At 62.4% G+C, this 23,892-nt stretch carries 22 protein-coding genes; 8 read left to right on the plus strand and 14 right to left on the minus strand.

Features of this window, described 5'->3' with window-relative positions; genetic code table 11:
• Window positions 1–64 precede the first annotated feature (64 nt).
• Complete coding sequence (locus tag Q1A06_RS04685) at window positions 65–2,533, plus strand: penicillin acylase family protein (protein WP_299559270.1); 2,469 nt, start codon at window positions 65–67, stop codon at window positions 2,531–2,533.
• Window positions 2,509–3,096, plus strand: coding sequence for a pseudouridine synthase (locus Q1A06_RS04690; RefSeq protein ID WP_299559273.1), 588 nt, complete (start codon window positions 2,509–2,511; stop codon window positions 3,094–3,096). The genes Q1A06_RS04685 and Q1A06_RS04690 overlap by 25 nt, the downstream gene beginning before the upstream one ends.
• A 103-nt stretch (window positions 3,097–3,199) precedes the next feature.
• On the opposite strand, the gene Q1A06_RS04695 is transcribed toward Q1A06_RS04690, so the two are convergent.
• The 5 genes from Q1A06_RS04695 to trkA all read right to left on the minus strand — a co-directional run bounded on the left by Q1A06_RS04695 (window position 3,200) and on the right by trkA (window position 8,304).
• Entirely contained in the window at window positions 3,200–3,601 is a 402-nt protein-coding gene (locus tag Q1A06_RS04695; RefSeq protein WP_299559278.1) for a DUF2177 family protein, read from the minus strand.
• Window positions 3,602–3,697: 96 nt separating this feature from the next.
• A complete protein-coding gene (gene hflX, locus Q1A06_RS04700; protein ID WP_299559282.1) occupies window positions 3,698–4,996 on the minus strand; it encodes a GTPase HflX in 1,299 nt (432 codons plus the stop codon).
• Window positions 4,993–5,232, minus strand: a complete 240-nt coding sequence (gene hfq / locus Q1A06_RS04705) for an RNA chaperone Hfq (RefSeq protein WP_007119530.1) — start codon at window positions 5,230–5,232, stop codon at window positions 4,993–4,995. The genes hflX and hfq overlap by 4 nt, the downstream gene beginning before the upstream one ends.
• 126 nt (window positions 5,233–5,358) lie before the next feature.
• On the minus strand, window positions 5,359–6,864 hold the full coding sequence (locus Q1A06_RS04710) for a potassium transporter TrkG (RefSeq protein ID WP_299560507.1): 1,506 nt from the start codon (window positions 6,862–6,864) through the stop codon (window positions 5,359–5,361).
• 63 nt (window positions 6,865–6,927) lie between these two features.
• The gene (gene trkA / locus Q1A06_RS04715) at window positions 6,928–8,304 is read right to left on the minus strand and encodes a Trk system potassium transporter TrkA (protein ID WP_299559287.1); all 1,377 of its coding nucleotides are present in this window, start codon (window positions 8,302–8,304) and stop codon (window positions 6,928–6,930) included.
• A gap of 132 nt (window positions 8,305–8,436) precedes the next feature.
• Between trkA and Q1A06_RS04720 the strand changes: the two genes are divergently transcribed.
• Entirely contained in the window at window positions 8,437–8,898 is a 462-nt protein-coding gene (locus tag Q1A06_RS04720) for a hypothetical protein (protein WP_299559290.1), read from the plus strand.
• Window positions 8,899–8,962: 64 nt separating this feature from the next.
• Here the strand turns inward: Q1A06_RS04720 and Q1A06_RS04725 are convergent, their stop codons facing one another.
• The 5 genes from Q1A06_RS04725 to dusB all read right to left on the minus strand — a co-directional run bounded on the left by Q1A06_RS04725 (window position 8,963) and on the right by dusB (window position 16,175).
• Window positions 8,963–10,360, minus strand: a complete 1,398-nt coding sequence (locus Q1A06_RS04725; RefSeq protein WP_299559293.1) for a sigma-54 dependent transcriptional regulator — start codon at window positions 10,358–10,360, stop codon at window positions 8,963–8,965.
• A 22-nt stretch (window positions 10,361–10,382) separates the two neighbouring features.
• On the minus strand, window positions 10,383–12,557 hold the full coding sequence (locus Q1A06_RS04730; protein WP_366523494.1) for a PAS domain-containing sensor histidine kinase: 2,175 nt from the start codon (window positions 12,555–12,557) through the stop codon (window positions 10,383–10,385).
• A 142-nt stretch (window positions 12,558–12,699) separates the two neighbouring features.
• Window positions 12,700–14,067, minus strand: a complete 1,368-nt coding sequence (locus tag Q1A06_RS04735; RefSeq protein ID WP_299559298.1) for a sigma-54 dependent transcriptional regulator — start codon at window positions 14,065–14,067, stop codon at window positions 12,700–12,702.
• Between the two features lie 3 nt (window positions 14,068–14,070).
• Entirely contained in the window at window positions 14,071–15,201 is a 1,131-nt protein-coding gene (locus tag Q1A06_RS04740; protein WP_299559301.1) for an ATP-binding protein, read from the minus strand.
• On the minus strand, window positions 15,198–16,175 hold the full coding sequence (gene dusB, locus Q1A06_RS04745; RefSeq protein ID WP_299559304.1) for a tRNA dihydrouridine synthase DusB: 978 nt from the start codon (window positions 16,173–16,175) through the stop codon (window positions 15,198–15,200). Before dusB ends, Q1A06_RS04740 begins: the two co-directional genes overlap by 4 nt.
• 196 nt (window positions 16,176–16,371) lie before the next feature.
• Between dusB and Q1A06_RS04750 the strand changes: the two genes are divergently transcribed.
• From Q1A06_RS04750 to Q1A06_RS04760, 3 genes are read left to right on the plus strand one after another with little or no spacing between them, the layout of a single operon-like run.
• Window positions 16,372–17,502: a bifunctional 2-C-methyl-D-erythritol 4-phosphate cytidylyltransferase/2-C-methyl-D-erythritol 2,4-cyclodiphosphate synthase gene (locus Q1A06_RS04750; protein ID WP_299559309.1), complete on the plus strand. Its 1,131-nt coding sequence runs from the start codon at window positions 16,372–16,374 to the stop codon at window positions 17,500–17,502.
• Window positions 17,499–17,990 carry a phosphatidylglycerophosphatase A gene (locus Q1A06_RS04755; RefSeq protein ID WP_299559312.1) on the plus strand — a complete coding sequence of 164 codons (492 nt, stop codon included), beginning with the start codon at window positions 17,499–17,501 and terminating at the stop codon, window positions 17,988–17,990. Before Q1A06_RS04750 ends, Q1A06_RS04755 begins: the two co-directional genes overlap by 4 nt.
• Window positions 17,977–18,468 (plus strand): CinA family protein, encoded by a 492-nt coding sequence (locus Q1A06_RS04760; RefSeq protein WP_299559316.1) that lies wholly within the window; start codon window positions 17,977–17,979, stop codon window positions 18,466–18,468. The genes Q1A06_RS04755 and Q1A06_RS04760 overlap by 14 nt, the downstream gene beginning before the upstream one ends.
• Before the next feature lie 5 nt (window positions 18,469–18,473).
• On the opposite strand, the gene Q1A06_RS04765 is transcribed toward Q1A06_RS04760, so the two are convergent.
• Window positions 18,474–19,745, minus strand: a complete 1,272-nt coding sequence (locus Q1A06_RS04765; RefSeq protein ID WP_299559320.1) for an MmgE/PrpD family protein — start codon at window positions 19,743–19,745, stop codon at window positions 18,474–18,476.
• 33 nt (window positions 19,746–19,778) lie between these two features.
• Window positions 19,779–20,222, minus strand: coding sequence for a type II toxin-antitoxin system RatA family toxin (locus Q1A06_RS04770; RefSeq protein ID WP_299559324.1), 444 nt, complete (start codon window positions 20,220–20,222; stop codon window positions 19,779–19,781).
• A gap of 69 nt (window positions 20,223–20,291) precedes the next feature.
• On the opposite strand from Q1A06_RS04770, the gene hpt reads away from it, so the two are divergent.
• Entirely contained in the window at window positions 20,292–20,837 is a 546-nt protein-coding gene (gene hpt, locus Q1A06_RS04775) for a hypoxanthine phosphoribosyltransferase (protein WP_299559328.1), read from the plus strand.
• Window positions 20,830–21,033, plus strand: a complete 204-nt coding sequence (locus Q1A06_RS04780; protein WP_299559332.1) for a hypothetical protein — start codon at window positions 20,830–20,832, stop codon at window positions 21,031–21,033. Before hpt ends, Q1A06_RS04780 begins: the two co-directional genes overlap by 8 nt.
• 540 nt (window positions 21,034–21,573) lie before the next feature.
• On the opposite strand, the gene lipA is transcribed toward Q1A06_RS04780, so the two are convergent.
• Together lipA and Q1A06_RS04790 are read right to left on the minus strand one after the other, a co-directional pair.
• Entirely contained in the window at window positions 21,574–22,536 is a 963-nt protein-coding gene (gene lipA, locus Q1A06_RS04785; protein ID WP_299559335.1) for a lipoyl synthase, read from the minus strand.
• Window positions 22,537–22,691: 155 nt separating this feature from the next.
• The gene (locus Q1A06_RS04790) at window positions 22,692–23,816 is read right to left on the minus strand and encodes a DUF6456 domain-containing protein (RefSeq protein ID WP_299559338.1); all 1,125 of its coding nucleotides are present in this window, start codon (window positions 23,814–23,816) and stop codon (window positions 22,692–22,694) included.
• Window positions 23,817–23,892 lie beyond the last annotated feature (76 nt).

The raw sequence follows: 23,892 nt of genomic DNA on the forward strand, positions 1-23,892 counted from the left end.
GCTCAACCATACCTAACACCGTGGCCTGCGGGGTCAATTCCGGTGCCCCGCTCGAGAGGTTCTGATGGCTTTGGTTTTCCGCTGGCTGGTTCGTATCGCCGCCACCCTTGTCGTGTTGAGCGTTGTGACGATTGGCCTTGTCTACTGGCTCGCCTCGCGCTCGTTGCCGCAGTACGACGCCGATATCGCTGTTCCGAACCTTTCGCAGCCCGTGGAGATCGTGCGCGACAACGCCAACGTCCCGCATATTTTCGGGCAATCCGACGAGGACGTTTTCTTTGGTCTGGGCTACGCCCATGCCCAGGACAGGCTGTGGCAGATGACGACCCTGCGACGCACAGCACAGGGCAGGCTGTCAGAAGTGTTCGGTGCCGCAACTCTGGAAGTGGACAAGCTGTTGCGCCGGTTCGATATCTACTCGCTGTCGGTCGCGTCGGTAGAGGCTCTGGACGCGTCCACCCGCAGCGCGCTCTCGGCCTACGCTGCCGGTGTGAATGCACGTCTGGACCAGATCAATACAGAAGCTCTTGGGCGCGGTGCGCCCGAAATGTTCCTGTTCAACGCGCCGATGGCCCCCTGGCGTCCGGCCGACAGCATCGCTGTCGTCAAGCTCATGGGGTTGCAACTCTCCGGCCATCTCGATTCCGAAGTGCTGCGCGCCCGCGTCTCGCTCGCTCTGCCGGATGACAAGCGGCTGCGCGATATCCTCCCTGATGTGCCGGGTCCCGGCGTGGCCGCTCTGCCCGCGTACGCCAGCCTGTTCCCGACCGCGCCCCGCTTTGCCGCCAATATCCCGCTTGATCCACATCCGCTCTCTCCGTTTCGCAATACCGCTCTGGCCGGTGCATCCAATGCTTGGGCCGCCGCTCCGTCACGGTCCGCCTCGGGCGGCACATTGCTGGCCAATGATCCGCACCTTGGGTTTTCCGCGCCCGCGATCTGGTATCTCGCCCGGCTCGAGTTACAAAGCGGCGGCGTGATCGGTGCGACGATCCCCGGTGTTCCTGTCGTCCTGACAGGCCGCTCCGCCGACTTGGGATGGGGGCTCACATCGTCCTATATGGACGATCAGGATGTCTATATCGAAGAGCTGAACCCTGCCAACCGTGAGGAATATCGCACGCCCGACGGGTTCAAGCGGTTCCGCACCCGCGCCTCGATCATCACGGTGAAAGACCGCGATCCGGTCACCCTGACCCTGCGGTGGACCGACAATGGCCCCGTCCTGCCCGGAACACATTACAATCTCGCCGCGATCACTCCGCCCGGCCACGTAGCCTCGCTCGCCTGGACTGTGCTAAGCCAGCGCGATACCACGATGCAGGCCGCAATCGAGCTGATGCGCGCCAAGACTGTCGCTGACGGCATCGAAGCCGCCAGGCTTTTTGTCGCGCCGTCTCAAAATCTGACGCTGGTAGATCGCGACACAATTGCCATGAAGACCATAGGCGCCGCCCCCAAACGCGACCCCGCCCACCAAAGCCAGGGCCGCATGCCCAGTCCCGGCTGGATCGCCGCGAACCGCTGGCAGGGGACCATCCCCTACACAGCCAACCCGGGCTTTGTCGCCCCTCCCGGCGGTATTCTAGGGAATACCAACAACAAGATGATCGACCGCGCCTTCCCCAATCACGTCTCGTTCCTCTGGGGGGACACCCAGCGCGTTCAACGTTGGACGCGCCTGATGCAGGGACGCCAGGTCCATACCCGCGACAGCTTCATCGAAGCACAGCTCGACACGGTCAGCTTCACCGCGCGCTCGCTGCTGCCGTTGATCGGCGCGGAGCTCTGGTTTACCGGCGAAGCGGCCCCTGACGGCACCCCCGAACGCCTGCGTCAACGCGCGTTGGCGCTGCTTGCGGAATGGTCCGGCGAGATGAACGAACACCTGCCGGAGCCGCTGATCTATGCAACATGGCTGCGCGCCCTTCAGGACCGCCTCATCCAGGACGAGCTCGGTCCGCTGGCAGAAGAGTTCGACCACGTAGAGCCTCTGTTCATCGAACGGGTGTTCCGCGATGTCGAAGAGGCGAGCGCGTGGTGCGATGTGTTCCAGTCCGCGCCGGTCGAGAGCTGTGCCGACATGGCGCGGCTTGCACTGGACGATGCGCTGGTCGAGATCGACGAAAAATACGGCACGGCGCTCGAATCCCTGCGCTGGGGCGACGCCCACCAGGCGACCCACGACCACCCGATTCTGGGCGCGGTGCCAGTGCTGAGGTATTTTGTGAACATCCGGCAAAGCACGTCGGGCGGCGACAACACGCTGATGCGCGGCCGGACCAAGGGAACCGACCCCGATCCGTTCCAGAACGTGCACGGCGCGGGATATCGCGGCGTCTATGACTTTGCCGACCCGGACAGTTCCGTTTTCGTCACCTCGACGGGCCAGTCCGGCCACCCGTTGTCGCGACATTACGACGATCTTGCACAGCTCTGGCGGCGCGGAGAGTACATCCCAATGTCACTGGATCAGGAATTGGCACGTGCCGCCGCGGTCGGCGTCACATGGCTACGGCCCCAGACGCCATGACGGGCCGCATTATCCTGTTCAACAAACCGTTCGGCGTGCTGTCGCAGTTCACCGACAAGGGCACCGAAGGCACCCCGCGCCCGACCCTGTCAACTTTCATCGACGAAAAAGGCTTCTACCCCGCCGGACGTCTCGACCGGGACAGCGAAGGGCTGCTCGTCCTCACAGATCACGGACCGCTTCAGGCCCGCATCAGCAATCCAAAGTACAAACTGGAAAAAACCTATCTGGTGCAGGTCGAAGGAGCGCCGGAGGACGCAATGCTCGACGCACTGCGCAAGGGCGTGTCGCTCAAGCATGGCCGTACCCGCCCCGCCAAGGCCGACATTACCGATCCGCCCGCTGATCTATGGCCGCGCGACCCACCCGTTCGGTTTCGAAAATCCATCCCCGACGCCTGGCTGCGTATCACGATCACCGAAGGGCGCAATCGTCAAATCCGCCGGATGACCGCCCATGTCGGCCTGCCGACCCTGCGCCTGATCCGCCTGTCTGTTGGAAACTGGCAGCTGAACCAACTTCAACCCGGCGCTTGGCGGTTTGCCTCCCCAACCGGTAGCTGATCCTCAACTCGCCATTTCTTTTGGCCAGAAATATCCCGGGGGAGCCGTTTGCCGCAGGCAATCGGCGGGGGCTGGCCCCCGTGCGGCTGCGTAACCGCGCGCGCTATGCGAAATAACGCGCAACCAGAACACCAAACGCCGCCGATCCACCGGTCAGGACTGTCCCCCAGCACAGATCTGTCACCACAAGCGTCGCAGTCCAGTCCTTCAAGACAGCATAGTTGGTGAATTCGTAGGTGCCGTAGGCCGCGGCTCCGAGAAGCGCCGCATTGCCGAACACCCACCAAAGGCTTTTCCCGGCGCTCATCGCGGGCCAAGACACGAACCAGATCACCACCGCTACCAGGAAAGCGTAGAAAAAGAATGCGGGCAGAAGCCGCAGTTCGTCCAGCATCAGAGGCCCTATATCGCGAGCGAAAATCGGTTTGATGAAATAGCTCAGCGCGACGAAGTCGACTGCGAGAAAGAAGACGAAGGTCGCGAAAAAGAGGATCAAGATGGTCATGGCGTGGCTCCGGTCCTTGCGGTTGGTAAGCAGTGGTATCGCGTGTCAGAGAATATGACCTGTTACGCGGCGATTTCGACCACCGACCAAAGAATATTACAGCCGCTGGTACGCCGCTTCCTGCTCGGCCGACCAACGCACGACCAGCTCGATGCCGTCGTCGGTCTGCACCTCATCGACCACGACCTCCTGTGCGTAGAGCCACGCGCGCCTGCGCCCGTCTGCGAAATCCAGTGTCAATTCCGCCTCGCGCAGCGCACCCTGCAGCGCAACGCCCACAACGTGCTGCAGGTGATCCAGCCCCTCACCGGTCACCGCAGAGATCACAAGCACTGCATCATCCCGGTCTGCCCGCGTCCGTAGCGCCTCGGCACGATCCTCAGGCAGCAGGTCGATCTTGTTCCAGATCTCGAAACTGCGTGTCTCGGCCGGCACTCCCAGCGAGGTGAGGATTTCGCGCACATCGCGGGCCTGTTCCTCGGTCTCCGCGTGCGAAATGTCGCGCACGTGCAGGATGATGTCCGCGGCCAGCACCTCCTCCAGCGTCGCCCGGAACGCCGCGACCAGTTCCGTCGGCAGATCGGAGATAAAGCCCACCGTATCGCTGAGGATGATCTCGGGTCCGTCAAGCAGCTCGAGGCTCCGCATCGTGGGATCCAATGTTGCGAACAACATGTCCTTTGCCATCACCTCCGCACCGGTCAACCGATTGAAAAGGGTGGATTTACCCGCGTTGGTATAGCCGACGAGCGCGACGATCGGGAACGGAACCTTGGCGCGGGCTGCCCGGTGCAACGCGCGCGTCTTGACGACCTTGTCAAGCTGACGTCGCAGACGGACAAGCTGTTCGTCGATTGCGCGCCGGTCCGCTTCGATCTGCGTCTCGCCGGGACCGCCGACGAACCCCAATCCGCCGCGCTGACGCTCAAGGTGGGTCCACGCACGCACCAGACGGGTGCGCTGATAATTCAACGCCGCCATCTCGACCTGCAAAACCCCTTCCCGCGTTGCGGCGCGGTCCGAGAATATCTCGAGGATCAGCCCGGTGCGGTCCAACAGCTTGATCTTCCACGCCTTTTCAAGGTTGCGCTGTTGCACTGGCGTCACCGGGCCGTCGACAAGCACCAGCTCGATTTCATTGTCATGCAGGATGTCGCGGATTTCGTCGATCTTGCCGGAGCCGAACAGATGGCCCGCGCTAACCGCACGCAGCGGCACGACATCCGCGCCGATTACTTCGAGATTGGGAAGGGCTTGCGCCAGGGCAACCGCTTCGGCCAGAGCCGGGACCGCGTCCCGCCGGTCCTGATCCGTCTTTATATCGGGATGCAGGACCCATGCGCGCGTTTGCGCGGGGCCGTCGGACTCGTCAATCTGGAATTGCGTCTTACTCAAGACGCGTCTTCGCCCTCATACAGGCTGATCGGCTGACTCGGCATGATCGTCGAGATCGCGTGCTTGTAAACCAGCTGCGATTGTCCGTCACGTCGCAGCAGAACACAGAAATTGTCGAACCATGTGATAACGCCTTGAAGCTTCACACCGTTGATCAGAAAAATCGTGACCGGAACTTTCGTTTTGCGTACGTGGTTCAGGAATGCATCCTGAAGATTCTGTCTGTCAGACGCCATTTGCGTTTCTTTCAATTATTCTTGCTATTTGCCGTCATAGGCCCGCTTAACCCCGACTATGGAGGCCGAATTGGGAAGTTTCCACCCCAAAATCGGGCATTTGGCGGATTGCGCGCCGGCCTCGTGTCACGCGCGCCACAGGTCGGGCGTCAAAAGCGCGATGATGGCTAGCGTTTCGAGCCGGCCCAGGACCATGGCGGTGCATAGAATGGCCTTCGCCCCGAGGCTCAACTCAATCAACGCGATGGGTGCATCGGCAGCGACCTGGGTCAGTGGACCAGTCGTCGACAGCGTGGCGATGGAAAGAACCAACGCGTTGTCAAAGCTGACCCCCACGAGTGCCAGCGCAAGCGTCACGGCGGCAAAGGACAGTGCGAAGAGCATGAAAAACACCCACGCGATAAACGCGCCTCCTGATTGCAGCCGCCGGCCTGCGGCCCCCGCTCCGCTGACCGAATGCGGATGGACCAGCTGCTGCATTTCGCGCACTCCGTTGCGGTACAAGGCGAACACCCGCAACAGCTTGACGCCGCCCGCGGTGGTGGCGACACCGCCACCGACGAGAGACAGCCCCATGAGGATCAAACCGGGTGTGCGCAGACCGGACCAGCTTTGCGCATCTGTCCAATAGTCGGAGACAAACCCGGTTGTCGACAAAAAGGAGATGACCGTAAAAAGCCCCCCCCACAGCCCCGCCAGGGCAGTGGCGAAAGGGGCATCGCCGGGGATGTCGTAGGCACCCAGGAAGTGGCGCAGGAACAGAATGAGCGGCACCGACACCACGATGGCCACACCGATGCGAAACTCGGGGTCCGTACGCAATCCACCCTGCGCCGATGTGACCGTATCGGACGAAAATGTCAGACGAGATAGCGCGAACAGCATGAAGACCGCCATAATCACCTCGGGCAGAATGCCGCCGGTGCCGCCATCGAGCCCGCCGGTGGCCGAGATGCCAGATGTGGCCATCACCGACATCGCATGGGCGAGCGCCTCGAGTGCGCCCTGACCTGTAAAGATCAGCAACAGCCACAAGAACAGGGTCAGGCCCGCATAAAGCGGCACCAGCGTGCGAACCGCGCGTCCGATCCGCTGGCGCGCGCTAACCGGCGCGGTCGTATTGGCATCCTGAACACTGTGGCCCGGTTCGGCCTGTGCGGTGACTTCGAAACCGCCCAGATTGAGGGGCGCCAGAATTGCGACGGCGGCGACCCACATCAGCATGCCGCCCATCCAACCCACTTGTGCACGCCAAAGATGCAGCGGGTTACCCAATCGGTTCGGATCGTCAAAGAGCGTCGCACCGGTCGTTGTCAGCGCGCTGAGCATCTCGAAATAGGCGTGCGCGAACCGCGTCGTCGGCAAGGCTTCGACAAACGGAACGGCAAGAACCGCCGGCAGAAACACAAAGGCCGAAAAAAGCGAGAGCAGCGGGCCCATGGTCCCGTAGCGCGGTGCGCGTCCTGCGTGGGCCACGCCAATCAACAGAAAGATGATGCAGCCCAGCGTCCCTGCATAGAAGAAAGCCTGTGCCGTGCTGTGCGCGTTGATAACCAGCGCGTAGCCCGCAGGCACGAACATCGACGCGCACGCCAGACCGAACATCAGCAAAAACAGGGGTAACTGCAGCATTTCACGGCGAAGGTAGCTTTGTCGGCGCACGCAAGGACCTCCTTTGCGGGTGAAGCGGGCAGATCAGAAGAAATCGATCGAGACCTGCATCAGCTTTTCAAGCTGTGCCACATCTTTCGTCAACACGAACGCCGCGATCACATCGCCTTCCTCGATCCGGGTGTCGCCCTTGGGGCGGATCACTTCCTTGCCCTTGCGCACGGCCCCTATCAACGCGCCTTCGGGAAAATCGATTTCGCTCACCAGCTTGCCGGCCATCGGAGACGTCGACAGCACCTCCGCCTCGATCACCTCTGCCTCGGCGTCGCCGATCGAATAGACGGCGCGCACGCGACCGTGCCGGATGTGGCGCAGGATGGAGCTGACGGTTGTGGCGCGCGGATTGATGTAGGCGTCAATGCCCAGAGGCTGCATCAGCGGGATCAGCGTCGGATCGTTGATCAACGCAATCACATAGTCGCAACCCTCGGCCTTGGCGCGCACGCAGGCGAGCATGTTGGTCTTGTCGTCATCGGTGACGGCGAGCATCGCATCGGCACGGCTGATACCGGCCTCCGCCAGCAGCGCCGCATCCAGACCGTCGCCGTTCAGCACAATGGTGCGTTCAAGGGCCTCCGCCGCACGCTCCGCACTGGTGCGGTTCTTCTCGATCACCTTGGCCCGGACACGTTTGGCCCGCCGCTCCAGCGTCAGGGCGACACTCAGACCGACATTGCCGCCGCCCACCAGCACGATGCGTTCCTGACTTGACGAGGTCTTGCCGAAGATCTCCATCGTGCGCGAAATGTCGTCCCGGTGCACGAAGATATAACAATCATCACCAGCGAAAAGCTGGTCTTCGGGCTCGGGCGCGAACAATTTGCCTTCACGGCGCACACCGACCACGACCGCACGCAGCGTCGAGAACAGATCGGTCAACTGACGCAAAGGCGTGTTGAGCACCGGACACTCCGCATCCAGGGTGATGCCCAGCAGCTGCGCGTGGCCATCCATGAAGATTTCTGTATCGAACGCGGCAGGAGCCGAAAGGCGTTGCAGCGCCGCGGCCGCGACCTCGCGTTCGGGGCTGATTACGACGTCGATCGGCAAATGATCGCGCCGGTAAAGATCAGAATAGATCGCGTCGAGGTAGGATTGCGCGCGCAGGCGCGCGATCTTGCGGTTAATGCCAAAAACCGAATGAGCCACCTGACAGGTGACCATGTTCACCTCGTCGGAATGGGTCGCGGCGATGATCATGTCGGCATCGGCCGCCCCCGCGCGCGCGAGCACGTCCGGGTAGCTGGCGAATCCGGCGACCCCCTGCACGTCGAGGGTATCGGTCGCGCGCCGGACAAGATCGGTATTGCTGTCGACCACCGTCACGTCATTGCGCTCTCCCGACAGATGACGCGCGATTTGCCAGCCGACCTGACCTGCGCCGCAAACGATGATTTTCATGACCGGAGGATCCCCTGCTGCGTGGGCGAATACCTATGCCCCGCGTGCGTTTGAACGCGGCCAGAAATGGCAGATGGCCGCGACGGGGTCAATTCAATTGTCAGATGCACGGGGTTCTGGCACTATCGCTGCATGTATAGACTAGTATGGCTTTTCCCGCTTCTCTTCGCCTGCGCACCGTTGCAGACCAACTACAAGCCCGGGGTCAGCGTGGCGCAGCTCAACCGCGACCAGACCGAATGCGACGTGCGTGCCGAGCGTAAAGTACCCTCACGGGTCCAGATCCGGCGTTTGCCGCCCGAATACATTCCTGGCCGCGAGGTCTGCCGCAAGAACGGCAAATGCCGTGTTATTGCGGGCTATTGGATCCCCGGTGAAACGGTCGCATTCGACCCAACCGAAAACCTGCGGGCGCGCGTGGGACAGCAGTGCATGGCCGAGCGCGGCTATGCCCCCGTCTCGATCCCTCAATGCAGCGATGCCGTGCGCGCAGCGGCCCCCGCGCGCGTGACCACCCGGCTTCCGCGTCTGACCGACAGCTCATGTGTGATCCGCAACAGTGACGGAAGTTTTCAGATTGTGAACGCGGGTTAGGCCGGACCGGGGCCAGCCCCGGACCCCGGGATATTTTCAGCCAAAAGAAATAGGACGGATGAGATCAGACGTCGTCAACGTGGGCGATGCGGGTACCCGATTTTGCCGATGTGACCACGCCGAGGCTTTTGAGTTTGCGGTGCAGGGCCGAGCGTTCCATGCCGACAAAGTTGGCCGTTCTGGAGATGTTGCCACCGAAGCGGTTGATCTGTGTGAGAAGGTATTCACGCTCGAACGCTTCGCGGGCTTCGCGCAAGGGCAGGCTTGCCATCGCGCCTGAAAGTACGACGCGTCCCTCCTCGTCGCCGTGGTCTTCTTCGCCGGGCAATTCGCGTGCTTCGATCGGATCGGTTCCCTCGCCCAGAATGAGGACGCGTTCGACAAGGTTTTTCAGCTGGCGCACGTTTCCGGGCCAGACCATCGTCTGCATTAAAGCCTGGGCGTCGTCTGAGATTGCGCGTCGGGGCAGCCCCTGAATGGTGTTGAATTCCGCGATGAAGTGATCTGCAAGCAGCGGAATGTCTTCGCGGCGTTCCGCGAGCGACGGCACCGCGATCGGCACCACATTGAGCCGGTGGTAGAGTTCCTGCCGGAACCGGTCTGCCTGGATCTCTGCGGCGAGATCGCGGTTCGTGCTGGAGATCACGCGCAAATCGACCCGCACCTTGTCGTTGCCGCCGACGCGGGTAAACTGCTGATCGACCAGAACACGCAGAATTTTCGATTGGGTGCCGAGCGGCATGTCGGCAACTTCGTCGAAATAGACGACGCCGCCGTGCGCCTGTTCCAGCAGGCCCGGTTCGACCCCGCGATCGGCCGTTTCACGGCCAAAGAGCACTTCTTCCATTCGGTCAGGTGCTACGCCTGCACAGTTGATCGTGATGAAGGGCGCGGAGGCACGCGCCGAATGGGCGTGGATGTAGCGCGCGGCGACTTCCTTGCCGGCCCCGGCGGGGCCAGTGAGCATCACCCGGCCATTGGATTTGGTTACCTTGTCGAGTTGTCCGACCAACGTCCGGAAGGCGGCGGAATGGCCGATCATGTCCGTGTTGGCCGTGTCACGGCGTTTGAGGCTGAGGTTCTCGCGGCGCAGGCGGGACGTTTCCATCGCCCGGCGGATCACGACAAGCAACTGATCGATGTTGAATGGTTTCTCGATGAAATCATAGGCGCCCTGTTTGATGGCGGCGACGGCGATTTCGACGTTGCCATGGCCCGAAATGATCACGACCGGCACGTCAGGATTGTCGCGCTTTACGGTTTTGAGGATGTCGATGCCATCCATCTTGCTGTCCTTGAGCCAGATATCGAGGATCATCAGCGCCGGGGGTTCCGTATTGACTGCCTGCATCGCGTCGTCGGAGTTGCCGGCAAGACGGGTGGCAAAGCCTTCGTCCTGGAGAATATCTGAGATCAGCTCGCGAATGTCGCGCTCGTCGTCCACGATCAGTATGTCACCCATGCTCGAATACTCCTTGGTTGTATCAGGTTTGGCCCAATGGCAGATTGATTACCGCCATGGCGCCATAATGGCTTTGCCCGTCGAAAACGGGGGCATCCGTAAGGATCAGGCTACCGCCGTGTTCCTCGATGATTTTCTTGACGATCGGCAGGCCCAGTCCCGTTCCCTCGCTGCGGGTCGTGACGTAGGGTTCGAACAGGCGCGCGCGGTCTTCCGGCAGGCCGGTGCCATTGTCGGCAATGGTGATCTGCGCCGTGGTGTCGGTGACGGTCAGGCTCACATGCACACGTGGTTCCAGATCAGCCGGGGCATCGTTTTCTTTCAACGTATCAATCGCTTCGCCTGCGTTCTTGATCAGATTTGTGAGTGCCTGCGAAATCATGGTGCCGTCGATGAGGGCCGGTACCGGACCTTCCGGCAGATCGGCGGTGACCTTGATGTCGGGGCGACCGGTTTGCTGCAACAGTACCGCATCGCGGGCCAGTTGGCGTAGATCCTGGGGTTTGCGTTCGGGTTCGGGCATGCGCGCGAACTTCGAGAATTCATCGACGATGCGGCGCAGATCGGCTGTCTGCCGGATGATGACCCCCGTCATTTGATCGAGGCTGTCGCGGTCGTCGCCCAATTTCGGGCCGAACTTTCGCTTGATCCGCTCCGCCGACAGCTGGATCGGGGTGAGCGGGTTCTTGATTTCATGCGCGATCCGTCGGGCCACGTCACCCCAGGCGGCCAACCGCTGGGCGCTGACCAGATCGGTCACGTCATCAAAGGCCACGACGTAGCCTTCGAGGCGGCCGTCGTCGGTGCGCCGAGTCGCCATGCGCACCAGCAGGTTTTCCATCCGGCCTTGGCGCGAGACCTTGATCTCTTCCTGAGCGGATTCTGCGGGGCCTGTCGTGATGGTGTTGAACAAGGGTCCGAATTCGGGCACCGCCACCGAGAGCGCCAGCGATTGCTGGTCTTCCTCCCAGTCCAAAAGGCGCATCGCAGAGCGGTTGACAAAGGTTACGCGGCCTTCGGGATCAAGACCGACGACGCCTGACGTCACCGACGACAGCACAGAGTCGAACAGGCGCCGGCGCCGTTCGATCTGGCGGGTATTGTCCAGAAGTGTATTGCGCTGACCCTTGAGTTGCCGCGTCATCTGGTTGAAATAGCGACCCAGCATCGCGATTTCGTCATCGCCGTCATCCTCGCGCACCTGCACATCCAGATCACCGGCGCCGACCTGCTGCGCCGCACCGGTCAGCCGCCCCACTGGACCGGAGAGACGTTCGGCGAACCACAGGCCGAGCCAGACCGCCGCCAGAATGATGATGACCGCGAAGGCGAGATACAGCAGTCCGAACTCGAACAGCATCCGACCGCGCTCGCTTTCGAGCTGTTGGTAAAGGCGAATGGTTTCTTCGGTTTCGTCGAGCAGGCTGAGGATCTCGCCGTCCACATCCCGGCTGATGTACAAGAAACGATCGACGAAGGAACCGAGACGCACGAGGGCGCGGAATTCGTTGTTGGCCCAGTCCTCGATGATGCGCACCGATTGCTCGGTTGCGGCCGCGATATCTTCCGCCGTGGGCGGATCGTAATCGAATAGATAGGACCGGTCGCCCCGCGCCCGGATCTCGGCGGTACCGTCGATCATGTAGGCCTCTCGCAGGCCACGCTGAATCTGGCGCTGCCCCTCGCCCAATAGTTCGCTGTCCGACAGGTCGATGCCTGCGAGACGCGCGCGGTCGATGCTGCGCGCGAGCGCCAGCGCATCCGCCCGCAATCCTTCGCGCTCTTCCTCGGTATAGGCCTGCGCGGCCAGCAGTGAATTGCCAACAACTTCGCGCACCCTTTCGGAGAACCAGCCTTCGATGCCTACGTTGATTGTCAGCACGGCGAACACAGCTACGGATACAGTCGGGATCAGCGCCATCAGCGCGAAAACGCCGGTCAGACGCAGGTGCAGGCGCGATCCGGCGGATTTTGCACGGCGTGCGGCGATCAGACGTGCCACTTCTCCAAGAACCAGGGCGGCGACGACGAGAATATAGATCAGGTCAATCAGGAGGATCAGACGCAGGAAGTTCGTGCTGCCCTGATCAAGCGGACCAAGCGCCAGATAGGTCGCCAACGCCAGCACCGGACCTAGCACGACCAGACCGAAGTTAAGCGCCGTGCGCACGCGTTTCAGGCGCCGCAAACGGTTCATCCGGGTCACCATTGCACTGAGTGTCCGTGTCCGGGGCGCCACGCGCACTGCCCTCACCTGATATGGTGCGCAAGGCACCTACCGCCATATTATGTGGTCCTGATCGGGGGAGTCCCCTGATGGCCACGGTTATGTGGCAGTTTTACATCATTTTTCGACCGCGTGTAACCTCTATTTCAAGATCGGTGATCTTCTTTCGCAGCGTATTTCGGTTAATTCCGAGAAGCTCGGCACATTTCGCTTGATTTCCTGATGTTGCGGCAAGCGCCACCTCGATCAGGGGGCTTTCGACTTCGCGCAAGATCCGTTGGTACAGCCCCGGTGGAGGCAACATGTTACCGTGTAATTCGAAGTACCGCTTGATGTGCCGCTCGACGCTCGCGCCCAGCTTTTCGGTCGTACCGGTCAGGCGCGCGGGTTCCGGTCCGGGCTGGCCCCCGACGATCTGTTCAGCTTCTGCGCGGGTGATTTCGGCGGCGCGGCTTGTCAGCGAAAGCTGACGCATGGCGTGTTCAAGCTGGCGCACATTGCCCGGCCATGGATAGTTGGTAAAGACCTTCGATGCGCCGTCGGACAGCACCCGCGGCCCCACAGCACTGCTTTCGGACTTTTCGAGGAAATGCGCCGCGAGAAGCGGGATGTCCTCCACCCGGTCGCGCAGGGCGGGCACATGCAATGTCGCCCCTGACAGGCGGTAATAGAGATCGCGCCGCAGCTTTGCTTCATCTTTTTCCGCGCCCAGATCGGTTTGCGACGTGGCGACAAAACGGGGCTTGTTGTCGGTTTCGGCGTCCATCATCCGAACGATCCGCCCCTGCACCTCGGAAGATATATCGCCGATCTCGTCGATCAGCAGCGTGCCCCCACGCACCCGCGCCAGAACGCGCGACGGCCCTTCGATGTCGCGCAGATCGGCCTCTGTCACGGTGACGAACGGCAGACTGCGGCGATCCGAGAGGTCGTGCACGGCGCGCGCAATCAGCGATTTCCCGGTCCCGCTCTCGCCCCAGATGAGCACTGGCAGGTCCGCGTTCATCACCCGTGCGATGACGCGGTAGAGCGATTGCATCACCGCCGTGCGCCCGACCATCGGCAAATCATCCTGATCCGCCGCGATATCTTCGGACGGAATTCTGCGCGGCGCACCGGTGCGCTCCAGCGCGCGGGCCGTCCGCTTCATCAGATCGGGCAGGTCGAACGGCTTGGGCAGATAGTCGTAAGCCTGGGCCTCCGCCGCCTTGATCGCCGTCATGATGGTGTTCTGCGCCGAGATCACGATGACGGGCAAATCCGGTCTGTCCGCCGCGATTTTCGGCAACATCTCCAGACCGTTGCCATCCGGCATTGCCACGTCGGTGATCACCACATCGCCCTTCCCCTCGGCGACCCAACGCATCAGCGTGGTCAGGCTGGAAGTGGCATGCACCTTGCATCCGGCGCGCGTCAGCGCCTGTGTCAGGACCGTGCGGATCGTACGATCGTCATCCGCAACCAGAACAGTGCCGTCCATGGTCTACTCCTCCTTCTCGGGCGTTTCAGTCGCCTTGATTTTCTTCTCGTCAGCGCGCGGCAGAGAGATACGGAATACAGTGCGGCCGGGGACCGACGTGACCGATATCCAGCCGCCATGTTCCGAGACGATCTTGCTCACCAGCGCCAGTCCCAGACCGGTGCCGTTTTCGCGCCCCGAAACAAACGGATCGAACACGTCGCTTCTTATATGCTCCGGCAGGCCCGGACCGTCATCGATGACCTCGATCTGCAGCGGCAGGGGCTGCCCGCTGCCGTCGGCACGGCGCAGGCGGAAGGAATGTTCGTAATAGCTGTGCAGACGGATCGTACCGCCCCCCTGCCCCGCAGCCTCGGACGCGTTTTTCAGCAGGTTGAGAACCACCTGTAACAGCTGGTCTTTGTCGCCCCATGCCGGTGGCAACGACGGATCGTAATCCTCGACGATCTTCATCTGTGCGCCGAAACCCAGGATCGCAGAACGGCGCGCCCGGTCGAGCACATCGTGCAGATTGACCGCCGCCCGCTCGGGTGCTGTCAGGTTGCCGAACTGCTCCACCTGCTCGAGCAGTTTCACGATCCGCCGGCTTTCCGCCACGATCAGATCGGTCAGTTCCAGATCGTCCTTGTGAAGGTTCATGCTGAGCAGCTGGGCGGCACCGGTGATCCCGGCGAGCGGGTTCTTGATTTCATGCGCAAGCATTTCGGCCATGCCGATCGCGGATTTCGCCGCCGATTTCACCGATTGGTTCTGGGTCATCCGACCGGCCAGTTCGCGCGGCGAGATCATCAGGATCATCACCCCGTCCGTTCCCGAAAGCGGCGCAATCTGAAGCTGCGATTGCAAGGGCGGGCGGTGGCCGCTGCCAACGTCGACGTCATTGACAAACAGCGGTGTTCCGGTTGCGCGCGCGCGGGCGAATGCCTGCTCCAGTGGCGCGTCGACGGCAATCATGTCCCAGACCGGTGTGCCGACAACGGCCTTGGCGGAGGCATTCAGAAATCCTTCGGCAGCGGCGTTCATGTCGGTGATGCTGTCGTCGCATGCCACCAGCAGCGCAGGCACCGGCAAGGACGCCCAGAGAGCGCGGTCTGCCACACGGACCCCTTGACCGGAATTGGGCGTGGTACTCATGCGGCTATGCCGACGGGGGCGCCGGACAAGGCGGATGGCAGAAGTGCGCGCACGGTATCGCCGTCGCGCGCGGTCAGGACCCGGCGACGGACCTCTGGTGGCGTGTCTGCGTGATCCATGTACCAACCCAGATGCTTGCGTGCCACGCGCAGACCCAGATCAACGCCGTAAAAGGCCTGAATATCGTCGTAATGACCGCGCACCATTTCTACGAACGCCGCGCCACGGGGAATATCGGGCGCCGGCGTGCCGAAAAGGTGGTGCGCGATCTGCGCCAGCAGCCACGGGCGCCCCTGTATCCCACGCCCGATCATCACCCCCGCCGCACCTGACAGCGCCAACGCGCGTGTGGCTGAGTCCGGATCGACGATATCGCCATTGGCGATCACAGGGATATCAACGGCGTCGACAACCGCGCGGATCGCGGCCCAATCCGCCTGTCCCTTGTAGAATTGGCACCGCGTGCGTCCGTGAATGGTGATCATCCGTACACCGGCCGCTTCGGCGCGCCGCGCAATCGTCGCCGCGTTGCGCATCTCATCGTCCCACCCAAGGCGGGTCTTGAGCGTGACAGGTACGTCGACTGCGGCCACCACCGCCTCGATCAGCGACAGCGCGTGATCAGGTGTTTTCATCAGGGCCGATCCGGATGCGCCTTGCGTCACCTTCTTGGCCGGACAGCCCATGTTGATATCGATGATCCGAGCGCCCTGCCCAACCAGCATCCGCGCCGCCTCAGCCATCGGTGCGGCCTCGCGCCCTGCGATCTGCACCGCGGTGCCGGTCTGGTCCAGACCCAATTCGGCCTTCTCGCGGGTGCCCGGCCGCGCGGTCAACAGCTCGCCCGACGCGATCATCTCGGACACGACCAGCCCGGCACCAAATCGACTGACCAGCGCGCGGAACGGCAAATCAGTGATCCCGGCCATCGGCGCGAGAAGTACTGGCGGGGAGAGATCGAGTGGGAAGTCCATGAACACTGTGCTTAATCCTTAGGCGTTGCTCCAGATCTAGCGGAGGCACGCGCGGACTACAATGATATCAGGCCCTGCGAAAGCGCCGCGTCGCATCATGCGCCTACTTTTTAATCACATGGCTTCGCGTGCCGCGCATGTTGCGCCTGATCGCACGATTTCCTAAAAGATCCCTGAGTATGAAAAAGGGACAGCTATGCGCGTTTGCGCTCTTATCGTGGCCGCGGGTCGCGGCCTGCGCGCGGGTGGGCCGCGCCCGAAGCAATGGCAGCCGTTGGCCGGGGCGCGTGTAATCGACCACACGCTCGCGGCTTTTGCGCACCACCCCCGAATAGATCGCATGGCACTGGTCCTGCACGCGGACGATATGGCCGAAGCGGCGGGTTTCGAGGCCCGAGGCATCGCGGTTTGCGTGGGTGGCGAGAGCCGCGCGGCCTCCGTGCGCGCGGGGCTTGATCTGGCCACCGGGTGTGATGCCGTGCTCATCCATGATGCAGCGCGGCCTTGTGTCAGCGCGCAGATCGTCCACGACGTCGTGGATGCGTTGCGCGATCATGACGGCGCGGCACCGGGGCTGGCGATTACCGACGCGCTATGGACAGGCGCGGAAGGAAAAGTCAGCGGCACACGCGATCGCGCCGGCCTTTATGCCGCACAGACGCCACAAGGGTTCGATCTGGCTGCGATCCGTGCCGCGCACGCGGCCTACGACGGTCCCGCCGCCGACGATGTCGCCGTGGCGCGCGCGCATGGTCTGGCGGTTGCCATTACCCAAGGCAGCGCGGATAATCTGAAGATCACCACGGCGTCGGACTTTGCCCGCGCCGCCCGCATATTGGAGACTACGATGGACATTCGCACCGGCAACGGATTCGACGTGCACGCTTTCGGACCGGGCGATCATGTAATGTTGTGCGGCGTGAAAATTCCGCACGATAAGGGGCTGCGCGGCCATTCTGATGCCGATGTGGGCCTGCATACGATCACCGATGCGATTTACGGCGCACTGGCGACGGGCGATATCGGCACCCACTTCCCCCCCTCCGACCCGCAGTGGAAAGGCGCCGAGAGTCATCTCTTTTTGCGTCACGCGGCGGATATGGCAAAGCGCAAAGGTTTCGCGATCACGCACGTCGACTGCACGCTGGTGTGCGAATATCCCAAGGTCGGCCCCCACGGTCCCGCGATGCGCGAAGCCGTGGCAGGCATGCTGGCCATCGAGATGTCGCGGGTGTCGGTCAAGGCCACGACCTCGGAACGGCTCGGCTTTACCGGGCGCGGTGAAGGCATCGCCTGTCTGGCCACAGCAACGCTGGTGAAATCATGACGCCCGCGCGGCTTGTCGGCACGGTTGTGGGGGTTGGAAATCTCCGGCCTGCGCCGGGAACCTGGGGATCGTTGTTTGCCCTGCCCTGGGCGTGGCTTGTACATGTACTGGGCGGCTTTCCCCTGTTGGCGATTGCGATCATTCTTGTGTTTTTCGGCGGTTGGTGGGCCACGGCGGTGATGACTGCGGGCACCGCAGACCACGATCCGTCGGAAATCGTAATCGACGAGGTGGTTGGCCAATGGATCGCCTTGCTGCCGCTGTCCATCGCAAGCTGGCGGATGGGGCTGGACATCACCGTGATGTGGCCGGGATGGATCGCCGCGTTTGTTCTGTTCCGTCTGTTCGACATCTGGAAGCCTTGGCTGGTCGGATGGGCAGACCGGCGCGGCGATGCGCTTGGCGTCATGCTGGACGATGTGATCGCCGGTGTATTCGCGGCAATCGGCGTGGTGATTCTGGCGGGGGTCGCGCATGGGCTCCTCTGATGCCGCTGCCGTAATCCTTGCCCGCGCCCAGGCCTGCAAGGTAATGATCGCCACCGCAGAGAGTTGCACCGCTGGCATGCTCGCTGCCGCGTTGACCGACCTTCCCGGATCCTCCGCCGTGTTCGAGAGAGGATTCGTTACCTATACGAACACCGCCAAGGTCGAGATGCTGGGCGTGGCTCAGACCACGCTGGATGCGAATGGAGCAGTATCCGAAGCGGTCGCCGCCGAAATGGCCGCAGGCGCGCTGGCGCATAGCCACGCACAACTTGCCGTCGCGGTCACTGGCATTGCAGGCCCCGGAGGATCAGAACACAAACCCGAGGGCCGGGTCTGTTTCGGGCTTGCCATGGCCGGTGTCACACGGGCCCATACCTGCGATTTCGGTGCTCTGGGTCGCGCGTCGGTGCGTTCAGCGTCGCGCGATCACGCACTTGATATGCTTGTGGCGGCGCTGGCGGAGTGGCCCGCGCCCTGAGCCGCTCAGGGCTGTGCAAACTGCTCTGTGAGGCCGTCCAGTTCGACGCCGATCGCCGCCTGCCAGAGCGTTTCGGCATGCCCCTCGCCCAACAGCGCGCGGGCCTTGGTGCGTAGCTTTTCGCTGCGGGTCTCCAACGAGAGGGGCGACAGAAGATCATGGCGCAGGCGTCGCACCTCGCCTGACCCGAGTGTCAGGGTGACTTGCGCCTGTGTCTCGCTCAGACTGTCATCCGCCACCACCTCGACGCGGTCGCGCAAATCAACCAGATCCGCGTCGCGTGCCACAGCATCGCTGAAGTTCGCGATAGCGCCCGTCGAGTGACCCGAAAGCACCATCGCGGCCGTGTGCGCATAGCTGAATTTCACTTCCAACCCCGTTTCCGGCGCCGCGATGTTGCACACGCTCATCCAGCGGGGATGGACGCGGATCCGAACGGACGAGATTCGGTCCGGCGTCACATCCGCCTCGCCGAACGCTTCGAGGGTCGCGTGCAGCCCGTGGCAGCAGGCGTGGAACTTGTGGCTTATGCTGCTGATGTTCCAGACCTTCTTGGGCAGCTTGATCTCGGCGTCCTCACCGTGGTGAGTGGGGCCAAAGCCTAGCGGACCGGCCAGACCGTCGCGTGCCGCGGTCAGTCCGGACTGTGCCCAGAGCGCGGCCTCGACACCGCTACGCGCGGCCAGACCGGCGTTGAGCGGCTTTGCCATCGTGCCGAACTGTTCCTTGATTCCCGAGGCCATGCTGGCGCAGATCCCAAGAGCGTGGCGCGTCGTCGCGGGCGACAGATCCAGCAGCCGCGCAGCACCGAGTGTGGCCCCGAACGCACCCGCCGTCGCCGTCTGGTGAAAGCCCGTTTGATAATGCGTCCGACCCAGCCAGATGCCTGTCAGAATGCTCGCCTCTACACCCAGCGCGGCTGCGTCGACTGCATCGGTCAGCGCAATATCCAGCGTCTCGGCCAATCCGATCACTGCCGGAAGGACTGCGACCGACGGATGGCCGAGGTGCGCGAAATGGGTGTCGTCGTAGTCGAGCGCGTGGCTCAGCGTGCCGTTGACCAACGCCGCAACCGCAACCCCGGTGGCACCACCGCCAAAAACACGAACCGGCCCCTCCTCGACCATCTGGGCGCGTATGAACGGATGGAACGCGCTCTCTCGTGCGCCCGCGATGCCGCAGGCCGCCCAGTCGAACAGGGACAGGCGCATCATCGCCGCCGCCTCTTCGGGAACCTCGGTTCGGTAGAATTTAATCAGTTTGTCGGTAATCGCCATGGCTGTCTCCCCTGCAAAGCGCAGGCCCGCGCATCAGCCATAAAGCGCATCCGCGCGCTTCTCAAACGCTTTGACGACTCGTTGCATCGCCTCGTTGAACACGACACCGATGATCTTTTGCAGGATCACGTTGCGGAATTCGAAATCGACGAAGAAATGCACCTTGCAGCCGGTATCCGTGTCCTCGAACGCCCAGTTGGACACCATCTTCTTGAACGGACCGTCCAGATATTCGGTGTCGATTTTCAGATCTTCGGGCCACGAGACGACCCGGCTGGTAAACCGCTCGCGGAACACCTTGAAAGAAATCACCAGATCGGCGTCCATCACGCGGTGGTCGCCCTTATCCACGTCCGACCGGATGCGCGCGGCAGCGGTCCATGGCAGAAATTCTGGATAGCTTTCTACATCGGCCACCAGATCGTACATCTGTTGGGCCGAATACGGCAGCGTGCGGGTCTCGGAATGGGTGGGCATTGATTTCCTGTGCTCAGTTGCGTAGCGCTGTATCAAAGCCCGAAGGGCGGCACAATCAAGAGGTTTACCATGCCAGCGCGTCCTTATGTCATAGACGAGATGATTTCGGCAAAATCCATCGCCGCCCGGATCGAGGAACTGTGCCGCGGCATCCAGTCGGAATTCGCCGACACCGACAAACTGGTGGTGGTCGGACTGCTGCGCGGTTCCTTCGTGTTCATCGCCGATCTGGTGCGCGAACTGGACCTGCCGATCGAGGTTGATTTCCTCGAGGCTTCCAGCTATGGTGACGCGATGCAAAGCAGCCGCGAAGTGCGCATTCTCAAGGACTTGCGCGGTGGTATCGAGGGGCGGGACGTGCTGGTGGTCGAAGATGTCGTCGACACCGGTCATACCCTGTTTCATGTCACCGGATTGCTGCGCGCGCGCAAACCCGCGAAACTGAAGACCGTGGCCCTGCTCGACAAACCCAGCCGCCGCGAGGTGGACCTGCGCGCAGATTTCACCGGGTTCGAGATCCCCGACGAGTTCGTCGTCGGATACGGCATCGATTTCGCGCAACGCAACAGAAACCTGCCCTTTATCGGCAAAGTGCGGTTCACCGAAGATGCTTGACCCACGTCGGCTCATGCGGGCCAAGCTTTGGGCGCGCAGACCTCCGTCGATGCGGATGGTCAAGCTGGTGTTCGGGGCCATCGCGCTCGCCGCTTTGGTGTTGGGGATTGACTATTTCGGCCTCTGGCCGGACTGGGCCCAGGCGGACAGGGTCCCGCGCCGACTGACTCCACAACCGATCAACGCCGGATCGTGACCCGACCGCGCCGGGTACCGCCGCCTGACGAAAATGGGATGCGTTTCACTCAGTTACATAAGCGCCTCCGGGCTTGCATCACCCGTCGCCCATTTGCGCAGGCTGGCGATCCCATGCGCAGGACCGGCCAGTTCCAGCACATACCCCTTACAGCTGCTGGTGCGAGACCTGATATTAAGATGATGCTAGCCCAGTGCGAGTTCCGCCTCGCGCGGCGTGCCCTCAAAGGGCATCGCGTGCGAAGAGTGGCCGGGGTTCGAATGATTTCCTGGGCAAGAAGGTCGGTGCCCGTCGCCTTGTTTCCGGACAAGACGACAGGCGTCACCGGCACGCTGTCCGGCATCCCGTAGTGAAAACCGACGAACTGACCGTCATGAACACACGCCAGAACGTCTGCGCATGCATCTCCACCGAAACGCCCAAACGGATCATCGCTGAAATCGGGAATTGGCGGTATGCCCGCCTATCATCGACGTGGCGCGCAAGAATAGCACGGTACCGGCGTACCTATAGACGGGTGCTGGCTTGATCAGGCCGCCATTACGCCACAGGAGCCCCTGCCAGTCTTGCCAGGCGCGCCTCCCGCAGGCGCGCGAAATCGTCGCCCGCGTGATAGCTCGACCGTGTAAGCGGCGTGGCCGACACCATCAGGAATCCCTTGCCATAGGCGGCTTTCTCGTAGGCGGCGAATTCATCCGGATGGACGAAGCGGTCCACCCGGTGATGTTTGGGGGTGGGTTGCAGATACTGACCGATGGTCAAAAAATCGATATCTGCCGCCCGCATGTCCTCCATCACCTGTATCACCGCCTGCCGGTCTTCTCCCAGACCGACCATGATGCCGGATTTGGTGAACATCGACGGGTCGAGTTCCTTGACCCGTTGCAACAGGCGCAACGAATGGAAATAGCGCGCTCCGGGGCGCACCTCGGGGTAGAGCCCGGGTACGGTCTCAAGGTTGTGATTGAACACATCCGGTCGGGCATCCACCACCTTTTCAAGAGCTTCCGGGCCGCACCGGATAAAATCCGGGGTGAGGATTTCGATGGTGGTATCGGGGCTGCGGTACCGGATCGCGCGGATTGTCTGGGCAAAATGCTCCGCCCCGCCATCCGTGACATCATCGCGGTCGACCGATGTGATGACCACATGGTTCAGCCCCAGTTTCTGGACCGCATCCGCGACCCGGCCCGGCTCGAAGGCGTCCAGTTCTTCGGGCGGTTTGCCGGTCGCGATATTGCAGAACGTGCAGGCGCGTGTGCACACCTCGCCCATGATCATCATGGTGGCGTGGCCCTGGCTCCAGCACTCGCCGACGTTGGGGCACCCCGCTTCTTCGCAAACCGTCACAAGCTTGTTGTCTCGCATGATCTTGGCGGTCGCCTCGAAACCCTTGCCACCTGGTGCACGCACACGAATCCAGTCCGGCTTTTTGGGCTGCGGATTGTCGGGGCGGCGCGCCTTTTCGGGGTGACGCACTTCGGGAATTTTCAGATCACGCATGAGGACCTCGTGTGGCGACGTTTCATGCTATCTAACATGCCTTACCACAAACGAAAGGCCAAGGCGTGCGATTGACGCGGTCGGTACCGCACGCCAGAGGGCGCAACCGCCAGAGCCGGCAGCATCCTTTATGCCTTGACCGGTAATCCGTGGAATCAGCCGATCATCGCGTCGTCACCCGCTGTCTGCGCGTAGTGTCGTTTGAGCCGCTGAAGCGCGATTCGCAACACGATCTTGCCCGAACGCGCGGACCAGCCAAGGTGTTTCTCGGCCGTTTCCAACCCTTCGAGAAAGCAACAGCACCGCAATGTCACGTCCGACAGCCCCGGCCCGAGATCGCGGATCGCAGCGCGCACGCGGGCATGTGCCGCGATGGTGGCCGGCGGGCCGTGGGGGGGCTCCGCAGGTAGGCTTGCGCCGCACGTCGACAGAAATTGTTCCCAATTCTTCGCGACTTCCGGGGCCATCTGCGCCAGTTCGAAATCCTCGCGCAGCCGCTCTCCGGCGCGCACAAGGTCCGTTGTCAAAAAACATTCACCGTCCTTGTCGCGGCGTCGTGCGAGCGCAGCAAGGGGGCTTTCGGCAAGTGCGTAGCGGATGCGCCGCGGGGCACTGCCGCTTTTCTGTGCGGCGATGCCGAACGTCGTGTCCCGGTCCGCAGCCTCGGCAGTCTCGCTTCGTGCCATCATGTCGGTCAGCGCCGCGCGCCCCGCCGCGTTGATCCGATAGCGGGTGATCCGTCCGGCAGGTCCCGCAACGATCCAACCCTTCAGGGCCATCGCCTCGGCGATCGTGCGATCTACGACACCCGTGCGGGTGTCTGGCCCCTCGGGACCATTGCGCACAATGACGGCTTTTTCCATATCGACGGCGACCGCCAATACCGCATCTTTTTCGCACAGACGCCGCAAAACGCGCGCGGCCTGCCCCGAGAGTTCCACATCGTCCGGCAGCGGGTCGCGAATGTCCGGCGCAGGCGGCGTTAGCGCGGGCTTGACCTCCTTCGGCCCGGATCCGGCACCCTCGGGGACCGGATCGCCGAGTGTCTTCAACATTCCGTCAACGAGAGGATCGTCGCGCAGCGTCTCGATCCGCCGGATCTGTCGCAGTACCGTCGACGCGTGGCAGCCTTGTTGCCGCGCCAGCGCCCGGATCGAGACGCCTTTCTCGGTATGATCGAGGTAATTCTGCACGGATCTGGGTACCCATTCCGGCACAGCTTCGGCGCACCTCTCCAGCGAATGTTCCTTTTGTTCAATTCTTTGCCACACTCGCCCCATGCGTATGAACGCCTCCTTTCGCGAAACTTTAAGAAAAGCAAACACAACCCTTGAGGGAATTGATTACCTATTGGTT

Origin of the sequence: uncultured Sulfitobacter sp. (assembly GCF_947497275.1) — a bacterium.
Lineage (GTDB): Bacteria > Pseudomonadota > Alphaproteobacteria > Rhodobacterales > Rhodobacteraceae > Sulfitobacter.

What these genes read in the sequence shown, in the direction of transcription:
- Q1A06_RS04735 (WP_299559298.1), bottom strand. Translation starts at nt 14,067, where the DNA reads ATGGACGGCACTGTTCTGGTTGCGGATGACGATCGTACGATCCGCACG.
- Q1A06_RS04740 (WP_299559301.1), bottom strand. Translation starts at nt 15,201, where the DNA reads ATGAGTACCACGCCCAATTCCGGTCAAGGGGTCCGTGTGGCAGACCGC.
- Q1A06_RS04695 (WP_299559278.1), bottom strand. Translation starts at nt 3,601, where the DNA reads ATGACCATCTTGATCCTCTTTTTCGCGACCTTCGTCTTCTTTCTCGCA.
- Q1A06_RS04725 (WP_299559293.1), bottom strand. Translation starts at nt 10,360, where the DNA reads ATGGGTGACATACTGATCGTGGACGACGAGCGCGACATTCGCGAGCTG.
- Q1A06_RS04790 (WP_299559338.1), bottom strand. Translation starts at nt 23,816, where the DNA reads ATGGGGCGAGTGTGGCAAAGAATTGAACAAAAGGAACATTCGCTGGAG.
- Q1A06_RS04690 (WP_299559273.1), top strand. Translation starts at nt 2,509, where the DNA reads ATGGCTACGGCCCCAGACGCCATGACGGGCCGCATTATCCTGTTCAAC.
- hfq (WP_007119530.1), bottom strand. Translation starts at nt 5,232, where the DNA reads ATGGCGTCTGACAGACAGAATCTTCAGGATGCATTCCTGAACCACGTA.
- Q1A06_RS04760 (WP_299559316.1), top strand. Translation starts at nt 17,977, where the DNA reads ATGGGCTCCTCTGATGCCGCTGCCGTAATCCTTGCCCGCGCCCAGGCC.
- Q1A06_RS04685 (WP_299559270.1), top strand. Translation starts at nt 65, where the DNA reads ATGGCTTTGGTTTTCCGCTGGCTGGTTCGTATCGCCGCCACCCTTGTC.
- Q1A06_RS04710 (WP_299560507.1), bottom strand. Translation starts at nt 6,864, where the DNA reads ATGCTGCAGTTACCCCTGTTTTTGCTGATGTTCGGTCTGGCGTGCGCG.
- Q1A06_RS04720 (WP_299559290.1), top strand. Translation starts at nt 8,437, where the DNA reads ATGTATAGACTAGTATGGCTTTTCCCGCTTCTCTTCGCCTGCGCACCG.
- lipA (WP_299559335.1), bottom strand. Translation starts at nt 22,536, where the DNA reads ATGCGTGATCTGAAAATTCCCGAAGTGCGTCACCCCGAAAAGGCGCGC.
- Q1A06_RS04765 (WP_299559320.1), bottom strand. Translation starts at nt 19,745, where the DNA reads ATGGCGATTACCGACAAACTGATTAAATTCTACCGAACCGAGGTTCCC.
- Q1A06_RS04750 (WP_299559309.1), top strand. Translation starts at nt 16,372, where the DNA reads ATGCGCGTTTGCGCTCTTATCGTGGCCGCGGGTCGCGGCCTGCGCGCG.
- Q1A06_RS04730 (WP_366523494.1), bottom strand. Translation starts at nt 12,557, where the DNA reads ATGAACCGTTTGCGGCGCCTGAAACGCGTGCGCACGGCGCTTAACTTC.
- dusB (WP_299559304.1), bottom strand. Translation starts at nt 16,175, where the DNA reads ATGGACTTCCCACTCGATCTCTCCCCGCCAGTACTTCTCGCGCCGATG.
- trkA (WP_299559287.1), bottom strand. Translation starts at nt 8,304, where the DNA reads ATGAAAATCATCGTTTGCGGCGCAGGTCAGGTCGGCTGGCAAATCGCG.
- Q1A06_RS04780 (WP_299559332.1), top strand. Translation starts at nt 20,830, where the DNA reads ATGCTTGACCCACGTCGGCTCATGCGGGCCAAGCTTTGGGCGCGCAGA.
- hpt (WP_299559328.1), top strand. Translation starts at nt 20,292, where the DNA reads ATGCCAGCGCGTCCTTATGTCATAGACGAGATGATTTCGGCAAAATCC.
- Q1A06_RS04755 (WP_299559312.1), top strand. Translation starts at nt 17,499, where the DNA reads ATGACGCCCGCGCGGCTTGTCGGCACGGTTGTGGGGGTTGGAAATCTC.
- Q1A06_RS04770 (WP_299559324.1), bottom strand. Translation starts at nt 20,222, where the DNA reads ATGCCCACCCATTCCGAGACCCGCACGCTGCCGTATTCGGCCCAACAG.